We start from the raw sequence: 17,023 nt of genomic DNA on the forward strand, positions 1-17,023 counted from the left end.
TTAGGAATGAGTTAATGTAATATACAGAAGAAATTAATGGAGGGGTAATATGAAAGATTACGTACAAGTAGGAAATCTTCAAGTCGCTCAAGTTCTGTATGATTTTATTAATGAAGAGGCGATTCCTAACAGTGGACTCGAGAAAGAAGCTTTTTGGCAAGGTGTCGAGAAATTACTTATAGACTTTACACCACGAAACAAGCAATTACTTGCTGTAAGAGAAGAAATGCAAGACAAAATCAATCAATGGCACCGAAGTATTAGAGGGAACTTTGATTTTCAGCAATATAAATCATTTTTGCAAGATATCGGGTATTTAGAACCGGAAGTAGAGGATTTCCAAGTTACTACTGACAATGTGGATGACGAAATTGCGCTGCAGGCAGGTCCACAATTAGTCGCTCCCATCATGAATGCCCGCTATTCGTTGAATGCTGTTAACGCGCGCTGGGGTAGTCTTTACGATGCGCTCTATGGGACAGATGCAATTCCAGAAACGGATGGCGCGGAAAAGAGCGAAGGATATAATCCAATTCGCGGGGCAAAGACGATTGCTTTTGCGAGGGATTTCTTAGATCAAGCTGTACCGTTGGACAGCGCCTCCCATAAAGAGGCTACTCAATATTTAATAAACAATGATAAGTTGTTCGTACAATTGAATGATGGAAGTGCTACAGAACTTAAAGCTGCCGACCAATTGGTAGGGTATAAAGGGGATGCAAATGACCCGAGCTCTATTTTACTGAAACATAATGGACTTCATATTGAGATTCAAATTGACCGTGCCCATCCAATCGGCAAAACAGATGCAGCGGGGATTAAAGATGTTTATATCGAATCTGCTTTGACAACGATTATGGACTTCGAGGATTCCGTAACAGCAGTAGACGCAGAAGATAAGGTAGCAATATATCGGAACTGGTTAGGTCTTATGAAAGGAACATTAAGCACAACATTTAAAAAGGGCGAAAAGACGTTAACGAGGACTCTAAACGCTGACCGTAGCTATACATCAGTAGCTGGAGAAGAGATATCTTTGCCAGGCCGTTCGCTTATGTTTGTAAGAAATGTAGGGCATTTGATGACCAATAACATGATTCTTATGGAAAATGACGAAGAAGCACCAGAAGGTATTTTAGATGGTATCTTTATAAGCTTAATTGCGAAGCATGATATTCTAGGGAATGGAGCATTTGCAAATTCCCGCAAACAATCAATCTATATAGTAAAACCGAAAATGCATGGATCGCAGGAGGTAGCTTTTGCCAACGAAATGTTTGATTGCATTGAAGACCTACTTGGATTAGGTCGCTATACAATTAAGATTGGTGTAATGGATGAAGAGCGTAGAACATCTCTGAACTTAAAGTCATGCATTGAGAAAGTAAAGAATCGGATTGTCTTTATCAATACAGGTTTCTTAGATCGTACAGGGGATGAAATCCACACTTCCATGGAAGCGGGTCCGATGATTCGCAAGAATGAAATGAAATCTTCAACATGGCTACAGGCCTACGAAAAATCGAATGTAGTAGTAGGTTTGCAGTGTGGTATGCAAGGACGTGCACAGATCGGCAAGGGAATGTGGGCAATGCCTGATGCAATGGCAACGATGCTACAGCAGAAAGGAAGCCAATTGCTTGCAGGGGCCAATACTGCATGGGTACCATCGCCAACGGCAGCAACCTTACATGCACTTCATTATCATCAAGTAAAAGTGATAGAAATACAACAGGCATTAGCTAGCACTCTAACTGTTTCTAAGGATGATATCTTGGCAATTCCAGTCGCACAGGATTCTAATTGGACGGCAGAAGAGATTCAAGAAGAACTAGATAACAATTCCCAAAGCATATTAGGGTATGTAGTTCGTTGGGTAGAGCAAGGCATTGGATGTTCGAAAGTACCAGATATCAATAATGTTGGTCTGATGGAAGATCGGGCCACGTTAAGAATTTCGAGTCAGCATATGGCGAATTGGTTGCACCATGGAATATGCACGGAAGAACAGGTAATTACTACATTAAAACGCATGGCACAAGTAGTAGACCAGCAAAATGCAGGGGATTCGTTCTATCGTCCAATGGCACCTGACTTTGAAAGCTCTGTGGCATTCCAAGCGGCATGCGAGTTAATCTTTAAAGGCAAGGAACAGCCTAGCGGGTATACAGAGCCAATTCTGCATCGCCGTAGAATTGAGGCAAAACAGAAATTTACAGGCCAATGCTAATTGATATGGACAATAAATTAAATGCACGTACATTTAATTTAGGCCAAGTAAATATATATAAATTCATGTAAATTCTTAAGTTCATGCATAGAAAGGGTTAGCCGATTGGCTAACCCTTTCTCAATCAATGTGTTGCTATATTCTTAGCTCATAATGCTGTTATCGCATCATTATTCTAAACAAGGTTCGTTGGCAACGGTTGCTGGTGCAGCAGAGAAAATTTCCTTATTCCGATTCATAAACCATAAAGATAAAGAGAAGGCAAATATATCGGCCATCGGAAATGCAATCCATATTCCCGTCAGTTTAAAGAAATACGGCATAATAAGCAAGAACGGAATTAGAAACAATACCTGGCGGGATAACGATAAAATTGCTGCAGCCCTAGCCCGACCCAGTGCTTGAAAGACACTACCAGCGACCATTTGAATACCAATCGTTAACGATAAAGCGAACATAATCCGCAGGGCGCTAACTCCCATTTCTATTGCAGGAAGCTCGTCAGTGAAAATCAACATGATCAGCTTAGGGAATATCATAATCGCTAAGAATCCTATAGCAGCGATGCCGGTTGTAGCTTTAATTGCTAGCTTAATCGATTCTGTAACGCGATCATGCAATTTTGCACCAAAGTTATAGCCCACCAGTGGCGTTAATCCTTGGACTACACCCATAATTGGCATCATTGCAAACATAAGAACTTTATGGATAATACCGAAGACACCAATTGCAACATCACCACCATATGTTCCTAGAAGGTGGTTTGCTACTACGTACATCACACTGCTTGCACCCATCTGGATAAAAGCAGCAGAACCAATGGCAGCAATCTTTTGGATATGGTGCCAAAACGGTAAAAGGTTTTTTGCGTGGAACGTTAAGCTACTTTTCCCGCGTAAAAAGTATAAAACAAGATAGATAGCAGTGATTCCTTGGGACAATACGGTAGCTATAGCCGAACCCTTAACCCCTAATCCAAAGGTGAAAATAAATAATGGGGTTAAAATAATATTGAGTATGGATGAAACGAGCATAGAGTACATCGCAACTTTGGCATTTCCTTCCGAACGAATAATGTTGTTCATAGAAAAAGCAAAAGCAAAGAATACAGTTCCAAATAAAATGACTCCCAAATAATCTTGGGCATAAGGCAAAATGGAATCACTGGAACCAAATAAATAAAGTAGAGGAGTTAGATAACGTAATCCTATTAGTAAGCCGACAAAACTTACTAAGATTACAAGACTAATAACATTTCCGAAAACTTGATTCGCCTTATCTTTCTCCCCAGCACCTAATAGCCTAGAGATGAGAGAAGCACCACCAATCCCAATTGCGCCAGCAAGAGCCATAATAATCATCTGCACAGGAAAGGCAATCGACACTGCTGCAACTCCAATAGTTCCTACAGCTATAGATACAAATATTGTATCGACTACGTTATATAAAGCCATTACTAAAGCACCTAGCATGGCTGGTACTGATAATTTTAATAATAATTTAGGAATTGGTTCTGTTCCTAAATGTTCACTTTGGTGTTTCACGGAATATCCCCCTATTTTTCAAATCTTTTTACTCGCGCAATATCCATTTTTCTCAGATGAACCGTGAATTATGCTCGCTCATTATGCACATAATCGGCGGCGTTTTTCGCCATTTTTCGAAAAAGAGTAAATGCCATTTCTAATTCCTCATCCGTTAAACCAGCACTTAATATATCTGTCCAGCCCTGTAAGCTACTACGAAGATTTGGTTTAAAGGCCATTGCCTTATGTGTTAAAAAAATAAAATTCGAACGAAGATCTTGATCATTCGACTTTCTTTCTATATATCCGTTTAGTTCAAGTTTTTTCAAAGCCCTAGCCGTTGTACCTTTATCTATATGCAGAAAGGAGGCTATTTCATCCTGTGACATACCGTCCTTCTGATAAAGGGCAATTAAAAATAAAAATTGTCCCTTGCCAATGTCATATTGTTCTAATTCCTTTGTAATATAGATATGACCATAACGATATAACAAGGATATCCATTTCCCTAGCGACATATCCGAATTCATTGAACTCTCCTAACTGAAAATTTGGTTACAAAATTAGTTGCATATGCAACAAGTGCATATAATATTATAACTGGCACTAAAATAGTTGTCAATGCAACTATTCTTACTCAAATATTAGATTAGCGCTATAATGGAAATAATATGTACGGAGGAAAGGGAGGTATATAGATTGGAATCGATTAAACCTGGGTATAAACGCTTGGAAGAACGTATTAACCGCTTTCCACTTGGTGCTCCACCATCAGATACGTTGTATAAAATACTAGGAGTATTGTTTACGGAGAAAGAGGCAGAACTTGTCGCACAATTACCCATACGACCGTTTACGGTAAAAACAGCAGCAGATGTCTGGAAACTTAGTGAAAAAGAAGCTCATCGCATCCTAGAGCGGCTAGCAAGTCGAGCGATATTACTTGACCTAGATTATAACGGTGTGCAGAGGTATGTCTTACCGCCCCCAATGGCGGGTTTCTTTGAGTTTTCAATTATGCGGACGCGTGGGGATATCAATCAAAAACTTCTCAGTGAATTATATTATCAATATTTAAATGTTGAAGAAGATTTTATTAAGAGTCTTTTCTTTGATAGCGAGACTCGGTTAGGGAGGGTATTCGTTCAGGAGCCTGTACTTACGAATGAGCAAGCAGTTCACATCCTAGACTATGAGCGTGCTACACATATGCTAGAAACGGCCACACATATTGGAATCAGTACATGCTATTGTCGAAACAAAATGCATCATGTAGATCAGGGGTGTGATGCTCCTATGGATATATGTATGACCTTCAATAACACAGCACAATCACTCATTAAGCATCAGTATGCGCGAAAGGTAGATTTATCAGAAGGGCTAGAGCTGCTACAACAAGCCTATGAGAATAATTTAGTTCAGTGTGGGGAAAACGTGAAACGGGATATTAGCTTTATCTGTAATTGTTGTGGATGTTGTTGTGAAGCTCTAATAGCAGCACGGAAATTCGGCATGTTACGACCTGTACATACGACCAACTACATTCCAGAGATTGACAATAGTTCGTGCGCGGGGTGCAACAAATGCGTTCGAACATGTCCGATTGGGGCAATATCTATAGAAAATCGGATCGCAAAGATTGATGAGGGCGTCTGCCTAGGATGCGCCGTTTGTGTCCGCTCCTGCTCGAGAGGAAGTATTACACTGCGCCAAAGAGAGGAGCGGGTGATTACTCCCGTTGATTCCATCCATCGAACAGTGGTAATGGCTATTGAGCGGGGTAAGCTACAGAATTTAATCTTCGATAACCATGCGTTAAAGAGCCACCGAGCAATGGCGGCTATTTTATCTACAATTCTCAAATTGCCTCCATTGAAACAAGCGATGGCTAGCAAACAAATGAAGTCAGTGTATTTAGAAAAGCTAATAGAACGGATGTCTAGTCGTTAGAAATCAGTTACCAACCAACAATTGACTAGAGCCACATAAAAAACTTGGCAAACTCTTTGTGGAGGATGCCAAGTTTTTGGTTGTGATTTAACCGCCCATTTTACGGCGTTGAATCGTATTCTTTTTCGCTTGCTGGCTCTTCATTTGTTTCGTCTCGGATGAAGTGCCACCTGCCTTAGACTTTGCTTGCTCCTGCTGTTTATTCGCCAGCTTCTGCTTTACAAGATCCTGCAGACTAACCTTCTTTTTTTCTTCAGTCATACATACAACTCCTTAAGTACAAACGTTATGAAATTCTAGCAACAAGTCGCTAGAAAATACTTTATTGTACAGGCTATTATAGCAGAATCTGAAACGATACTCAATAAATGACTCAATAAAGATACTCAGTAAAATACTCAATAAAGAGAATGCGAGGGTGCAGAACGTATTGCTTCGGCAAATCTACTCCCAGAAGTGACGATGATCCTCGGTATATTCTCTCACGGTTCGCGGAGCTCTTCCGAGAATAATCTCTAAATCGGGAGTTACCTTTTTCGCCATCCCAAGCTTTGTTGTGAGATACAGTGCAACCATGACATTGGCAAAGCCCTTATCGATTCCACGGTTAATCATAGTTCTACGAAAAGCCAGGGGAGCAGGGTTAGAATAAATGATCTTTCTGTCAAGAACTTCAGAGAAGATATCGGCTACTTGGTAATAGTCGATTGATTCGCCACCAGTTAATGTATAACATTTATGCTCATGACCAAGTTCCATGAGTGTAATAGCACCTGCTTCGCCGATATCCCGTGTATCGATAAAGCTAACCTTTGCTTTACCTGAAGGGATATAGATATCGTTCAACTCCTTAATATCATATACATGGGCTTGGTTAAGGTTTTGCATAAAGAAACTAGGACGTAGGAACGTATAGGGAATACCGCTCTTCTGAATGTATTTCTCAATCTTATAATGGGGTGGAATTGGATTCTTTTCAATCCCCATTAACGAAAGAAAGGTAATGTGCTGAATCTGCGCTTGCTTTGCATAATCTAGCACTGGTTTCATTTGTTTCTCGAAATTTGCCAAGGCTGGTGGTCGAACTAGGAACATTTTCGTCACACCTTGAAAGGCATTGGGAAACGTTTCCGGTCTTTCGAAATCAAATGCTACATATTCATATTGCTCTTCAAATTGTTTTTGCGCCTTCTCTACATTCCTCACACCAGCTACAAAAGGATAACTGGATTTGTGCAAATGAATCGCCACTTCGTTTCCGACATTTCCTGTCATTCCAGTAACTAAAATTTTGTCTGCCATAAAAGCACCCCGAATCTCTTAAGATTAAATACAATCATTTCGTTTCATTTCTAGTAAACAGGACTACTGTGTTAGTCCCCTTCCTTAGATAAATTGACAATCATTCTACCAAGATAGGCTTTAAGTGCAACTAACTCATCAGAATCAAATCCTGCTACGGCACGCTCCATTATGTCGTTCCCATGATGATTTAACTCGTGGATTAAGCTTTCGGATTTTTCCGTAAGCTCAATGATCTGTGAGCGGCGATCGTCAGGGTTCGGCTTGCGGACAACCCAGCCGTTTTTTTCGAGTCGGTCAATAATTCCAGAGATTGTAGGTCGGTCATAATAAAGTCTCAATGCAACAGCAGCAGGAGAAAGGGGATGCCCTTGTATACCTGATGCAGAATTTTGACTAGCATGAAGCAGTTCCATTTGAATACTCAAATCCTTGATGACAGACCACTGTGCTGCCGTAAGATCATAGTTCTTTAATGCTTCATTAAAATGCCACTTCATGATTTTGGCAGATTTACTTAGTAAGTAGCCTAGATTTTGTGAAAAGTCCTCCATGCAACGGTCCCCTTTCATATTAGGAATAAAATATTATTGTGAATCCAAGAAAAGTAATAAAGAAATGGTCGAAGAAAATTGTTGTTTAATTTTTCAATTGACATATGAGCTAAGTAAATATAATTAGCCTACATATAGTTAGTATACTAACTATATAAATATTGTCAATAGCTTTGATCTCCATATCCGCATAAATTTCCACCAATTCAGCAGTTCTAATTATTTTTGTATTTTGCACGAAAACATGGATAGATTTGAATAATAAAACTCGTCATAGTATGCTAGGAGGTATCAAATTGCAATAAAGAGAGGACCACATATGAGTAAGAATATTGTTTTAGCGGAGAAGCCTTCGGTAGGTAGAGATTTAGCGAGGGTACTGAATTGTAATAAAAAAGGGAACGGCTATCTCGAGGGAGATCAATATATTGTAACCTGGGCATTGGGACATTTAGTTACCTTAGCAGATCCGGAAGTATATGACGATAAATATAAATCGTGGCAACTGGAGCATTTGCCTTTAATGCCGCAACCATTAAAGCTTGTGGTTATCAAACAAAGTGGGAAACAGTTCAAAATCGTGAAAGAGCTTCTAACGAGGAAAGATGTAAAAGAAGTTATTATTGCTACCGATGCCGGACGCGAAGGTGAGCTTGTCGCTCGCTGGATTCTTGAAAAAGCGAATGTAAAAAAGCCACTTAAAAGGCTATGGATATCCTCAGTCACGGACAAAGCGATTAAAGAAGGCTTCCAAAAGCTAAGAAATGGTAAGGAGTTTGACAATTTATACGCTTCGGCTGTAGCTCGTTCTGAGGCGGATTGGATTGTTGGCATCAATGCAACGAGAGCGTTAACGTGTAAATATAATGCGCAGTTATCTTGTGGTAGGGTACAGACTCCGACGCTTGCAATCATTGCACAACGGGAAGAGGAAATACAGAAGTTCCAACCAAAATCCTATTATGGAATTGCAGTAACTGCAAGCAATGGTCTAAGTCTTACTTGGCAAGATCAGAAGACGAAGGAAACAAGAACCTTCGATAAAGAGGTATGCGATCGAATCATAGGACAGATGAAGGGACAGCCAGCAAAAGTACTTGGTATTCAAAAAGCACACAAGAAAGCTTATGCGCCTCAGTTATATGATTTAACCGAGTTGCAAAGGGATGCCAATCGAATCTTTGGCTTTTCTGCCAAAGAAACAGTATCTATCATGCAGGGTCTATATGAAAGCCATAAATGTTTAACCTACCCACGGACTGACTCACGCTACCTATCAACGGATATCGTAGATACTTTGAAGGATCGAGTGAAGGCATGTGCTATTGGTGAATATACGAAATTAACTGCCAAAATTTTACGCAACCCAATCAAAGGAAATAGCCATTTTGTGGATAACCAAAAGGTAACGGACCATCATGCCATTATACCAACGGAGCAATCTCCGATTCTTGGGAAGTTAAGTGATAAGGAACGAAAGATTTACGACCTAGTGGTGAAACGGTTCCTCGCTGTGCTTTTCCCGGCTTTCGAATATGAACAACGCACCATTACAGCCAAAATCGGGAGCGAAACCTTAATAGCCAAAGGAAAGACAGTCATCTCCCTTGGTTGGAAAGAAGTATATGATAACCATTTCCAAGAAGATGATGACTCCCGAAATGATGATGGGCATGATATGGACCAAACACTACCACCAGTCAACGAAGGTGAAGTATTATCTGTTGCTAAAATTGATCAGACAAAAGGGGCAACAAAGCCACCATCATATTTTAATGAAGGAACTTTATTGTCGGCAATGGAGAATCCAACACGGTATATGAATAGTAGCAACAAGGATTTGATTCAAACGATAGGCCATACTGGTGGGCTAGGTACTGTTGCGACAAGGGCAGATATTATTGAAAAGCTTCTCAATAGTTTTCTCATAGAGAAAAAAGGGAAGGAAGTACACGTTACGTCAAAGGGGAAACAGCTTTTAAACCTAGTGCCAAAAGATTTAAAATCTCCAGAATTGACAGCATCGTGGGAACAGAAGCTGAGTGCCATTGCAAAAGGAAACCTCGATAAGAATCATTTTATTAACGAAATGAAGAACTACGCGGCAACAGTGGTTAGAGAAATTAAAAGCGACGCAAAGGTCTTTAAACATGATAACGTTTCCAGAACAAAATGTCCTGATTGTGGGAAATATTTATTAGAAGTTAACGGCAAAAAGGGTAAAATGCTGGTCTGCGAAGATCGCGAATGTGGACACCGGAAGGGAATCGCACAAATTACCAACGCACGATGCCCAGAATGCAAGAAAAAGTTAGAGCTGCGTGGCGAAGGGGAAGGGCAAATTTTCGTCTGCAAATGTGGTCATCGAGAGAAAATGAGCGCTTTTGCAGAACGCAGAAAGCAAGGGAATACTAAGGTATCTAAACAAGAAACATCAAAGTATATTAGAGAATTAAACAAAGAAGCGGAGCCAGTGAACACGGCGCTCGCTGAGGCGCTAGCTAAACTTAACTTAAAATAAATAACTAACAAGTGTTTAGTGTAAAGTGAAATTTATTACTCTACTGAATTAGAAAAAGATTATAAGAGGCATACTAGTAGCTAAGGGGGTATAACACATGGAAAGTTGTCTAAGAAAAAAGGTAAAAATCAATGTAATGCTTATGCTGATTACTCTTATTATGCTAGGAATCATTGCCGGGTGCGGAACAGCAAAGGCGCCAGCGATACCGAATCAGCCGGAACCAGGTGGAACTGATATGGAGATTGTATTTGAGCGAGGGATTTTCCGACCGGAGGATAATCAATTACCAGAAGAAATTAAGAAATGGATTAGCATATCCCGTGAAGTGCAAGCTGTTCAGGAACGAGTCTTTGAAGGGAATCGATACGTACTCATAACAGATGGGATGCGCCCAACGGGTGGATTTTCTGTGGAAGTACAGGAGGCAATTGTTCAGGGCGAAAATCTTGAGGTGAGGATTAAGACAATAGAGCCAAAGGAAGGTCAAATGGTAACGGAGGCAATCACGCATCCCTATGATCTTGTAATAGTAGAGAACACAACATTGCCGCTTGAGTATGTGAGTGTAGACAATCCGAATCAATACTTCATGAGAGTAATGGATTCTCAAGGTAATTACGGTATTATCAATCAAGAAATTGTGGCATTTTCTTATTGGGTAAAAATATATACGCCAGAACCTAATCAAAAGGTTGAAGGTAGTATTAATTTATCGGGTCTTGCGAATGTATATGAGGGTACTGTGAATTATGAATTGTTAGATGGGAATGGAAATGCAATTTTAGAGGGTTTTACGACTGCTGCCATGGGAGATTGGATGCATTTTCAAGAAACTATCGAGATTCCTCAAGAGCATATTGGAAAACCTTTGCAATTAGAAGTGTTTACTATCAGTCCAAAAGATGGAGCAAAGGATCAAGTAATTGAGGTACCGATAAATAAATAACTTATGATAAGGGAAGACGATAAGAAAATTTCCTAGCTTAGTCTAGGGAATTTTTTTTTGTGCGACTATAACCAGATTGTATTGAATTACAATTTTTCAAAAGATATAATTATGTTTATTGTATTATTGCCAAATAGCAATGAGGCTATAGACCAAGTCCTTTATGCTGCTAATGAAAATGGAAGAAATTAAGCAATCTGTTCAAGTTGTTAAGGATATATATTATTTATATAGGAATTATGTAGATTATTAGAAATGGAGTTGCATAAATGGGACGTGAAAGACTGATAACAATGATGGAGATTGCAATCCTGGCCGGGATCTCGGTTATTCTAGGATATCTGAAATTCGGGGCATTATGGGCGTTTGGTGGTTCAATTTCACTTGTGATGGTACCAATTTTCGTTATCGCATATCGTAGGGGCTGGAAAGCTGGGATTATGACAGGTTTTTTAGTAGGGGTTTTACACCTAATCACTGGTGCTACGGTTGTGCATCCCGTACAATTAGTCTTAGATTATCCATTTGCATATACTGTACTTGGATTTGCAAGTGCATTTTCATTGCAAAAAGCAGATAAAGCAGGCGTTTCCCCTTTTTGGATGATTGCAGGAATATTACTCGCCGCAACTCTCCGCTTTATCAGCCATTTTATATCAGGAATAATCTGGTTCGGGGAATATGCTCCCGAGGGAATGCCGGTAGCATTATATTCGTTTCTATATAATATCTCCTATCTATTACCAGAGGTTCTGATTACTATGGTAGTTGTAGTTCTAGTCGCGAGATATTACCCTAGATTCTTTCAAGTAAGAAAGTAAGTTTAAACAGCATATAAATCAGCAAAATGAGTGTATCACCATAGAAAATCGCCAGCATATTGTGAGGGAATATCTTACGACTAAGGTTGGCGATTTTTATATATCAAATTAGTTATTGAGGAGGATTAGCATGTTTAACCAAAGGAATGATGTGATGAGGAAAATACCGAACGTAGAACAGCTACTATCGGCATTCCAGGATGGTGTCATCATCACAGATCGTTTCGGTCAAATTTTAATGATGAATGAAGTCGCCCAATTAATCACTGGTTGGACATTGTTAGAAGCAAAGGGTAAAGCACTTGCAACGATATTTCCTGTACACTTAACGGAAGGTTGTACGGCTTTAATGACGAAGTCTGGTGACGAAGTTTATGTAGAAATGTTTAATTCTAGCATTTCAATAATAGCAGCAAACGAAGATAAAGAGAACACTCTCCAAATGACTATCTTTCGCATTGTAAGCGCATGTAGCATGGCAAACGAATTACTTGTCGTATCGGAGCAGAATCTCCGGATGGTTTTCAATAGTGTATATGATGGGATTATTATTCACGATTTACAAGGGAAAATCATTGATGTGAATGATAGAATGTTAGAAATGTATAAATTAGAGAGATATGAGGCAATCCATGCTTCTGTGGAAGAACTTTCCAGTCCGGAAAATGATATAAATAAGCTTCCGTCTATTTGGCTATCTGTATTAAATGGTGAGAGCCAATTTTTCGAATGGAAAGCGAGAAGACCCCATGACGATGTAATGTTTGATGTAGAAGTCTCCCTGAGGAAAATCCAATTACATCATCAAGAAGTAATTCTAGCGACAGTCCGCGACATTTCCGAACGGAAACAAACAGAAGAAATAATCCGATACCTAAGCTTTAATGATAAATTAACAGGACTATTTAATCGGGCGTTTTTCGAAGAAGAACTAAAGAGGTTGGATGAGGAGCAATTCCTTCCCTTGAGTATTATTATGGCCGACGTAAATGGGTTAAAGCTTGTCAATGATGCCTTTGGTCATATGGCAGGAGACAAATTAATTAAAAATGTTGCACGGGCGTTGTCGCAATCGACCCGTACTCAAGATGTTGTGGCACGTTGGGGTGGAGATGAATTTGCCATTATATTACCGAATACAGATGAAGCTGGGGTTACATCAGTCTGTAACCGAGTAAAAAGCATCTGCGCAAAAACTACACCAGACCCCATCGTTATTAGTGTTGCCCTTGGAAGTGCAACGAAGATAGATGCAAAGCAAGAAAATATCGAACTAATTAAACAAGCGGAAAATACGATGTATGTGAATAAGCTTAAAGAGGGAAGGAATAATAGGAGAAAAATTATCCTATCGATTTTAGATGATAATACAAAATCTGCCTATGAGACACAAGCGCATATACAGCGCGTGGAACAGTTAACGACGGAATTAGGAAATGCATTAGAACTCGATCTAGGGAAGATCGAAGAATTAACGCTATTAGCTAGAATCCATGATATTGGCAAAGTTGCCGTACCGAATGAAATCCTACAAAAGAATGAGGGACTTTCTGAAGACGAATGGGACATTGTGAGAAAACATAGTGAGATTGGATACCGCATCATATCCACATATCCGGAATATGCCCAGGTTGCTGATGAAATATTGGCACACCATGAACGTTGGGATGGAACTGGTTACCCTAGACAGCTCAAGGGTGAGGAGATTCCTTTAGGAGCTAGAATCCTTTCATTGGTGGAAGCGTATGAAGTCATGGTTGCGGGTAGACCTTATCAAGAGGCTATGACCCATGAACAAGCGATGAAAGAAATAATCGACTGCTCGGGAACACAATTTGATCCACACATCGTAAAAAAATTTATTAAGGTAGTAGAGAATATTAAACTCTAAAATAAGGAGATTCATAAGGATTGACTTGGTAACTGATATGGAGTTGGGATAATGAGTCAGAACATTATTGAAGTTAAGCAACTGGTGAAAAGCTATGATGATTTTGCGGCCGTAAAGGGGATTAGCTTCGAAGTGGAGCGGGGCGAGATTTTTGGATTTCTTGGCCCTAATGGAGCAGGGAAAAGTACGACTATTAACATGCTATGTACAACTGTTAAACCTAGTGATGGTACTGCCCTTGTGAATGGATATGATATTGTTAAGGATCAATCGAAGGTCCGCGAAAGCATAGGAATCATTTTTCAAGAAAATAGCTTAGATATTAAAATGACGGCAAAAGAGAACCTCATGCTCCATTGCCGTCTTTATGCTGTTCCCAAAAAGGAACGAGAGCATCGGATTGACCTGTTGTTGAAAATAGTGGAATTAAATGACCGCAAAGATAAAATGGTAGAATTCTTTTCCGGTGGGATGAAAAGGCGGTTAGAAATTGCACGCGGGTTACTCCATTATCCGAAGGTATTATTCCTTGATGAACCAATGGTAGGACTAGACCCACAGACTAGAGCACGAATCTGGGAATATATTAAAATGTTAAAGGAAGAGCACGGAACAACAATCTTTCTAACAACCCATTATATGGATGAGGCAGAAGTATGTAGTCGAATTGCAATCATTGATCATGGCGAAGTCATAGCAATTGATACACCAGCAAATCTTAAGCAATCTGTTGGTGGAGATGTGGTGGAACTAGGGACAGAGAATAACCAGCATGCGATAATCGAACTTAAACAAAAATATTCAATTCAGGCAGTAGACAAGGATGGGCTTGTATCATTCCAGATTGATCAAGGCACACAACAAATTAGTTCACTAATTAAAGAGTTGGAGACGCCAATTGTTACACTGAATTTACGCCGACCTACATTGAACGATGTTTTCTTGAAGTTAACAGGAAGACAAATTCGTGAGGAAGAATTGACCGAGAAAGATATCATGCGAGAACGGATGCGTAGAGGAAGGCATTAATTATTTTAGATCAACTTGAATAATTTATGGAGGAAATCTCATTGGAAGCAATCTATGGCATATGGTATCGTGATGTAATTAAGTTTTTAAGAGACAAACCACGCTTGTTCGGGGCTTTAGCAATGTCATTTTTATTTTTAATCGTATTCGGTTCTGGACTAGGTGGGGCGATGCGCTCGATGATGGCCGTTGGTGGGTCCACTGTAACCTTTGACTATGCACAATATATGTTCCCTGGGATTCTGGCAGTAACAATATTAAACACATCAATATTCTCAGCCCTATCAGTTGTACAAGATAAAGAGTATGGGTATTTTAAAGAAATCCTGGTATCGCCGATTCCGAGGGTATTTATAGTGCTTGGCAAGGGGCTGGGGGGAACAACAGTTGCTGTAATGCAAAGTCTAGTGATGTTTATCTTTGCTCCCTTAATCGGATTAAAGGTTACACTGTTGATGGTACTACAAATCATACCTGTCATGTTTTTGTTAGCGCTTACTTTATCAGGTGTAGGATTATTTCTAGCAAGTACGATTCAATCTTCAACAGGATTTCAGGTTATAGTTCAACTATTGATTTTCCCAATGTTATTTATGTCAGGGGCCTTCTTTCCATTAACTGGATTGCCTAGATGGCTAGAACTAGCAGTTATTTTTAACCCTTTGACTTATGCGGTCGATGTGTTCAAGAAGATTATACTGCAGCTGGATCAAATGCCTCGGGAACTAGTGGAAGCAATGGGACTCGAGCTACAGGTATTCGGATATACCGTATCGATTTGGCAGGAGATTGCGATGATTGTGATTGTTGGTATTGTGTTTATTTCACTAGCGACTAGAAATTTCGTTCGTAACACATGAAACCTTTTCCGTATATGTTCGTCCTAATATAATAGATAGAAACAAAAAAGAACATAAGGAGTGGAAAGTATGAGGGTGAAGAATAAAATTGGGAAGCTATTAATAGGGACAGCATTAGTGTCTAGTATGTTATTTGGGTGTGAAGTCGAGCCGGATAAAGCAATTGTGGTAACAACCCCAGGTAGTGAAACTAATCAAGAACACCAAAAGCCAGTGGTCGGGATCGTTGCAGGGGAATTAGAAAGTGATGCGACGATTTCTATAGGACAAGATGGAATTGTTCGCGTTGTGTATGCATTGAAAAATCAGACGGAACAAGAAATGGAGCTTGTGTTTCCAAGTGGATTAAAAGCAGATTACATAGTATATGATGAAACTGGGAAACAAGTAAAGCAATTCTCGGAAGATAAGATGTTTACCATGGCCATTGAAACAATGATCTTAAAGCAAGGGGAAGATTTAGTTTATACTTTTGAGATTGAGGGTCTAGGTAAAGGAAAATATACAATTAAACTGTTTTTAAATGTTGCAGATACTCCTGCTGAAATTGTAAAAGAATTTACGATTGAATAGCTTTTACAATTTCACATATTTCTAAGACAATTGCACGAGAATTCCTGGATATTCTATATGTGTACCAATCACACACATAGTAAGAATATGAAAGGAGCTTGTAAATGAACAAAAAGAAGATACTTACAGCTACACTAGCATTATCACTTGCGTTACCAGTAGCAGCATTTGCTGCAGAGCCTGCTAGCATTCATGAGAAACTAAAGGAATTTGGAAAGAATCGTATTGGAGCGGTAGCGAAGATTGCAAGTGGAGAAATCGTGCCAGGTGAAATGAAGGGAAGAGGTTTCGGAAAAGTCCCGTTTGACGCAAGCCAGCTTACGGAAGAACAAAAAGCTGAGATGAAAGCAAAGATGGAAGAAAGAAGAGCAGATATGGAAGCAAAGCGTGCTGAAATTGAAGCGAAGATTGCAAGTGGAGAAATCGTACCAGGTGAAATGAAGGGAAGAGGTTTCGGAAAAGTCCCGTTTGACGCAAGCCAGCTAACAGAAGAACAAAAGGCTGAGATGAAAGTAAAGATGGAAGAAAGAAGAGCAAACATGGAAGCGAAGCGTGCAGAAATTGAAGCGAAGATTGCGAGCGGAGAGCTTGACCCTAAGGATTTGCCAATGGGTAAAGGCAAAGGTGGAAAAGGTCCATATCGTGATCAATTTGCACCTAAGAGAAACACGACAGAATCAAGCACAGAGGCAGTTCAAACCTCTGTTGCAGATACAATGTAAGCTTATAAATTGGTATAATATAGATGATAGATTAGGACGTGGTGGCTGCCCGTCCTTTTCTATTACGAGGATTTGGTTAGGATTTTAGAGAATAT

Annotated in this window: 15 protein-coding genes; 10 read left to right on the top strand and 5 right to left on the bottom strand. The window is 39.7% G+C overall.

From position 1 onward, the window contains the following. The first annotated feature begins 49 nt into the window (after nucleotides 1-49). Nucleotides 50-2,230, top strand: a complete 2,181-nt coding sequence (locus tag BHU72_RS03280; protein WP_069701208.1) for a malate synthase G — start codon at nucleotides 50-52, stop codon at nucleotides 2,228-2,230. 170 nt (nucleotides 2,231-2,400) lie between these two features. Here BHU72_RS03280 and BHU72_RS03285 read toward each other — a convergent pair whose 3' ends face one another. Together BHU72_RS03285 and BHU72_RS03290 are read right to left on the bottom strand one after the other, a co-directional pair. After that, complete coding sequence (locus tag BHU72_RS03285; protein WP_069701209.1) at nucleotides 2,401-3,774, bottom strand: MATE family efflux transporter; 1,374 nt, start codon at nucleotides 3,772-3,774, stop codon at nucleotides 2,401-2,403. A 68-nt stretch (nucleotides 3,775-3,842) separates the two neighbouring features. Continuing rightward, on the bottom strand, nucleotides 3,843-4,286 hold the full coding sequence (locus BHU72_RS03290; RefSeq protein WP_069701210.1) for a MarR family winged helix-turn-helix transcriptional regulator: 444 nt from the start codon (nucleotides 4,284-4,286) through the stop codon (nucleotides 3,843-3,845). Between the two features lie 169 nt (nucleotides 4,287-4,455). Between BHU72_RS03290 and BHU72_RS03295 the strand changes: the two genes are divergently transcribed. After that, entirely contained in the window at nucleotides 4,456-5,706 is a 1,251-nt protein-coding gene (locus BHU72_RS03295) for a 4Fe-4S dicluster domain-containing protein (RefSeq protein ID WP_218076091.1), read from the top strand. 87 nt (nucleotides 5,707-5,793) lie between these two features. Here the strand turns inward: BHU72_RS03295 and BHU72_RS15755 are convergent, their stop codons facing one another. The 3 genes from BHU72_RS15755 to BHU72_RS03305 all read right to left on the bottom strand — a co-directional run bounded on the left by BHU72_RS15755 (nucleotide 5,794) and on the right by BHU72_RS03305 (nucleotide 7,562). Then, nucleotides 5,794-5,967, bottom strand: coding sequence for a hypothetical protein (locus BHU72_RS15755; RefSeq protein WP_176720390.1), 174 nt, complete (start codon nucleotides 5,965-5,967; stop codon nucleotides 5,794-5,796). A gap of 183 nt (nucleotides 5,968-6,150) precedes the next feature. After that, entirely contained in the window at nucleotides 6,151-7,008 is an 858-nt protein-coding gene (locus BHU72_RS03300; RefSeq protein WP_069701212.1) for an SDR family oxidoreductase, read from the bottom strand. A gap of 71 nt (nucleotides 7,009-7,079) precedes the next feature. Then, nucleotides 7,080-7,562, bottom strand: coding sequence for a MarR family winged helix-turn-helix transcriptional regulator (locus BHU72_RS03305; RefSeq protein WP_069701213.1), 483 nt, complete (start codon nucleotides 7,560-7,562; stop codon nucleotides 7,080-7,082). Between the two features lie 319 nt (nucleotides 7,563-7,881). On the opposite strand from BHU72_RS03305, the gene BHU72_RS03310 reads away from it, so the two are divergent. From BHU72_RS03310 to BHU72_RS03345, 8 genes are all read left to right on the top strand, one after another. Next, nucleotides 7,882-10,083: a DNA topoisomerase III gene (locus BHU72_RS03310; RefSeq protein ID WP_069701214.1), complete on the top strand. Its 2,202-nt coding sequence runs from the start codon at nucleotides 7,882-7,884 to the stop codon at nucleotides 10,081-10,083. A 97-nt stretch (nucleotides 10,084-10,180) separates the two neighbouring features. Beyond that, nucleotides 10,181-11,032: a Gmad2 immunoglobulin-like domain-containing protein gene (locus BHU72_RS03315; protein ID WP_069701215.1), complete on the top strand. Its 852-nt coding sequence runs from the start codon at nucleotides 10,181-10,183 to the stop codon at nucleotides 11,030-11,032. Between the two features lie 269 nt (nucleotides 11,033-11,301). After that, nucleotides 11,302-11,853 (top strand): energy-coupled thiamine transporter ThiT, encoded by a 552-nt coding sequence (thiT, locus tag BHU72_RS03320; RefSeq protein ID WP_069701216.1) that lies wholly within the window; start codon nucleotides 11,302-11,304, stop codon nucleotides 11,851-11,853. A gap of 130 nt (nucleotides 11,854-11,983) precedes the next feature. Continuing rightward, entirely contained in the window at nucleotides 11,984-13,744 is a 1,761-nt protein-coding gene (locus BHU72_RS03325) for a sensor domain-containing diguanylate cyclase/phosphohydrolase (RefSeq protein ID WP_069701217.1), read from the top strand. A 51-nt stretch (nucleotides 13,745-13,795) separates the two neighbouring features. Further along, nucleotides 13,796-14,773 carry an ATP-binding cassette domain-containing protein gene (locus BHU72_RS03330; protein WP_069701218.1) on the top strand — a complete coding sequence of 326 codons (978 nt, stop codon included), beginning with the start codon at nucleotides 13,796-13,798 and terminating at the stop codon, nucleotides 14,771-14,773. A gap of 41 nt (nucleotides 14,774-14,814) precedes the next feature. Continuing rightward, nucleotides 14,815-15,633: an ABC transporter permease gene (locus BHU72_RS03335; protein WP_069701219.1), complete on the top strand. Its 819-nt coding sequence runs from the start codon at nucleotides 14,815-14,817 to the stop codon at nucleotides 15,631-15,633. 69 nt (nucleotides 15,634-15,702) lie between these two features. Beyond that, a complete protein-coding gene (locus tag BHU72_RS03340; RefSeq protein ID WP_069701220.1) occupies nucleotides 15,703-16,206 on the top strand; it encodes a BsuPI-related putative proteinase inhibitor in 504 nt (167 codons plus the stop codon). Between the two features lie 104 nt (nucleotides 16,207-16,310). Further along, nucleotides 16,311-16,928: a hypothetical protein gene (locus BHU72_RS03345; protein WP_069701221.1), complete on the top strand. Its 618-nt coding sequence runs from the start codon at nucleotides 16,311-16,313 to the stop codon at nucleotides 16,926-16,928. The last annotated feature ends 95 nt before the right edge of the window (nucleotides 16,929-17,023 follow it).

Origin of the sequence: Desulfuribacillus stibiiarsenatis, from assembly GCF_001742305.1 — a bacterium.
In the GTDB taxonomy this organism is placed as follows: domain Bacteria; phylum Bacillota; class Bacilli; order Desulfuribacillales; family Desulfuribacillaceae; genus Desulfuribacillus_A; species Desulfuribacillus_A stibiiarsenatis.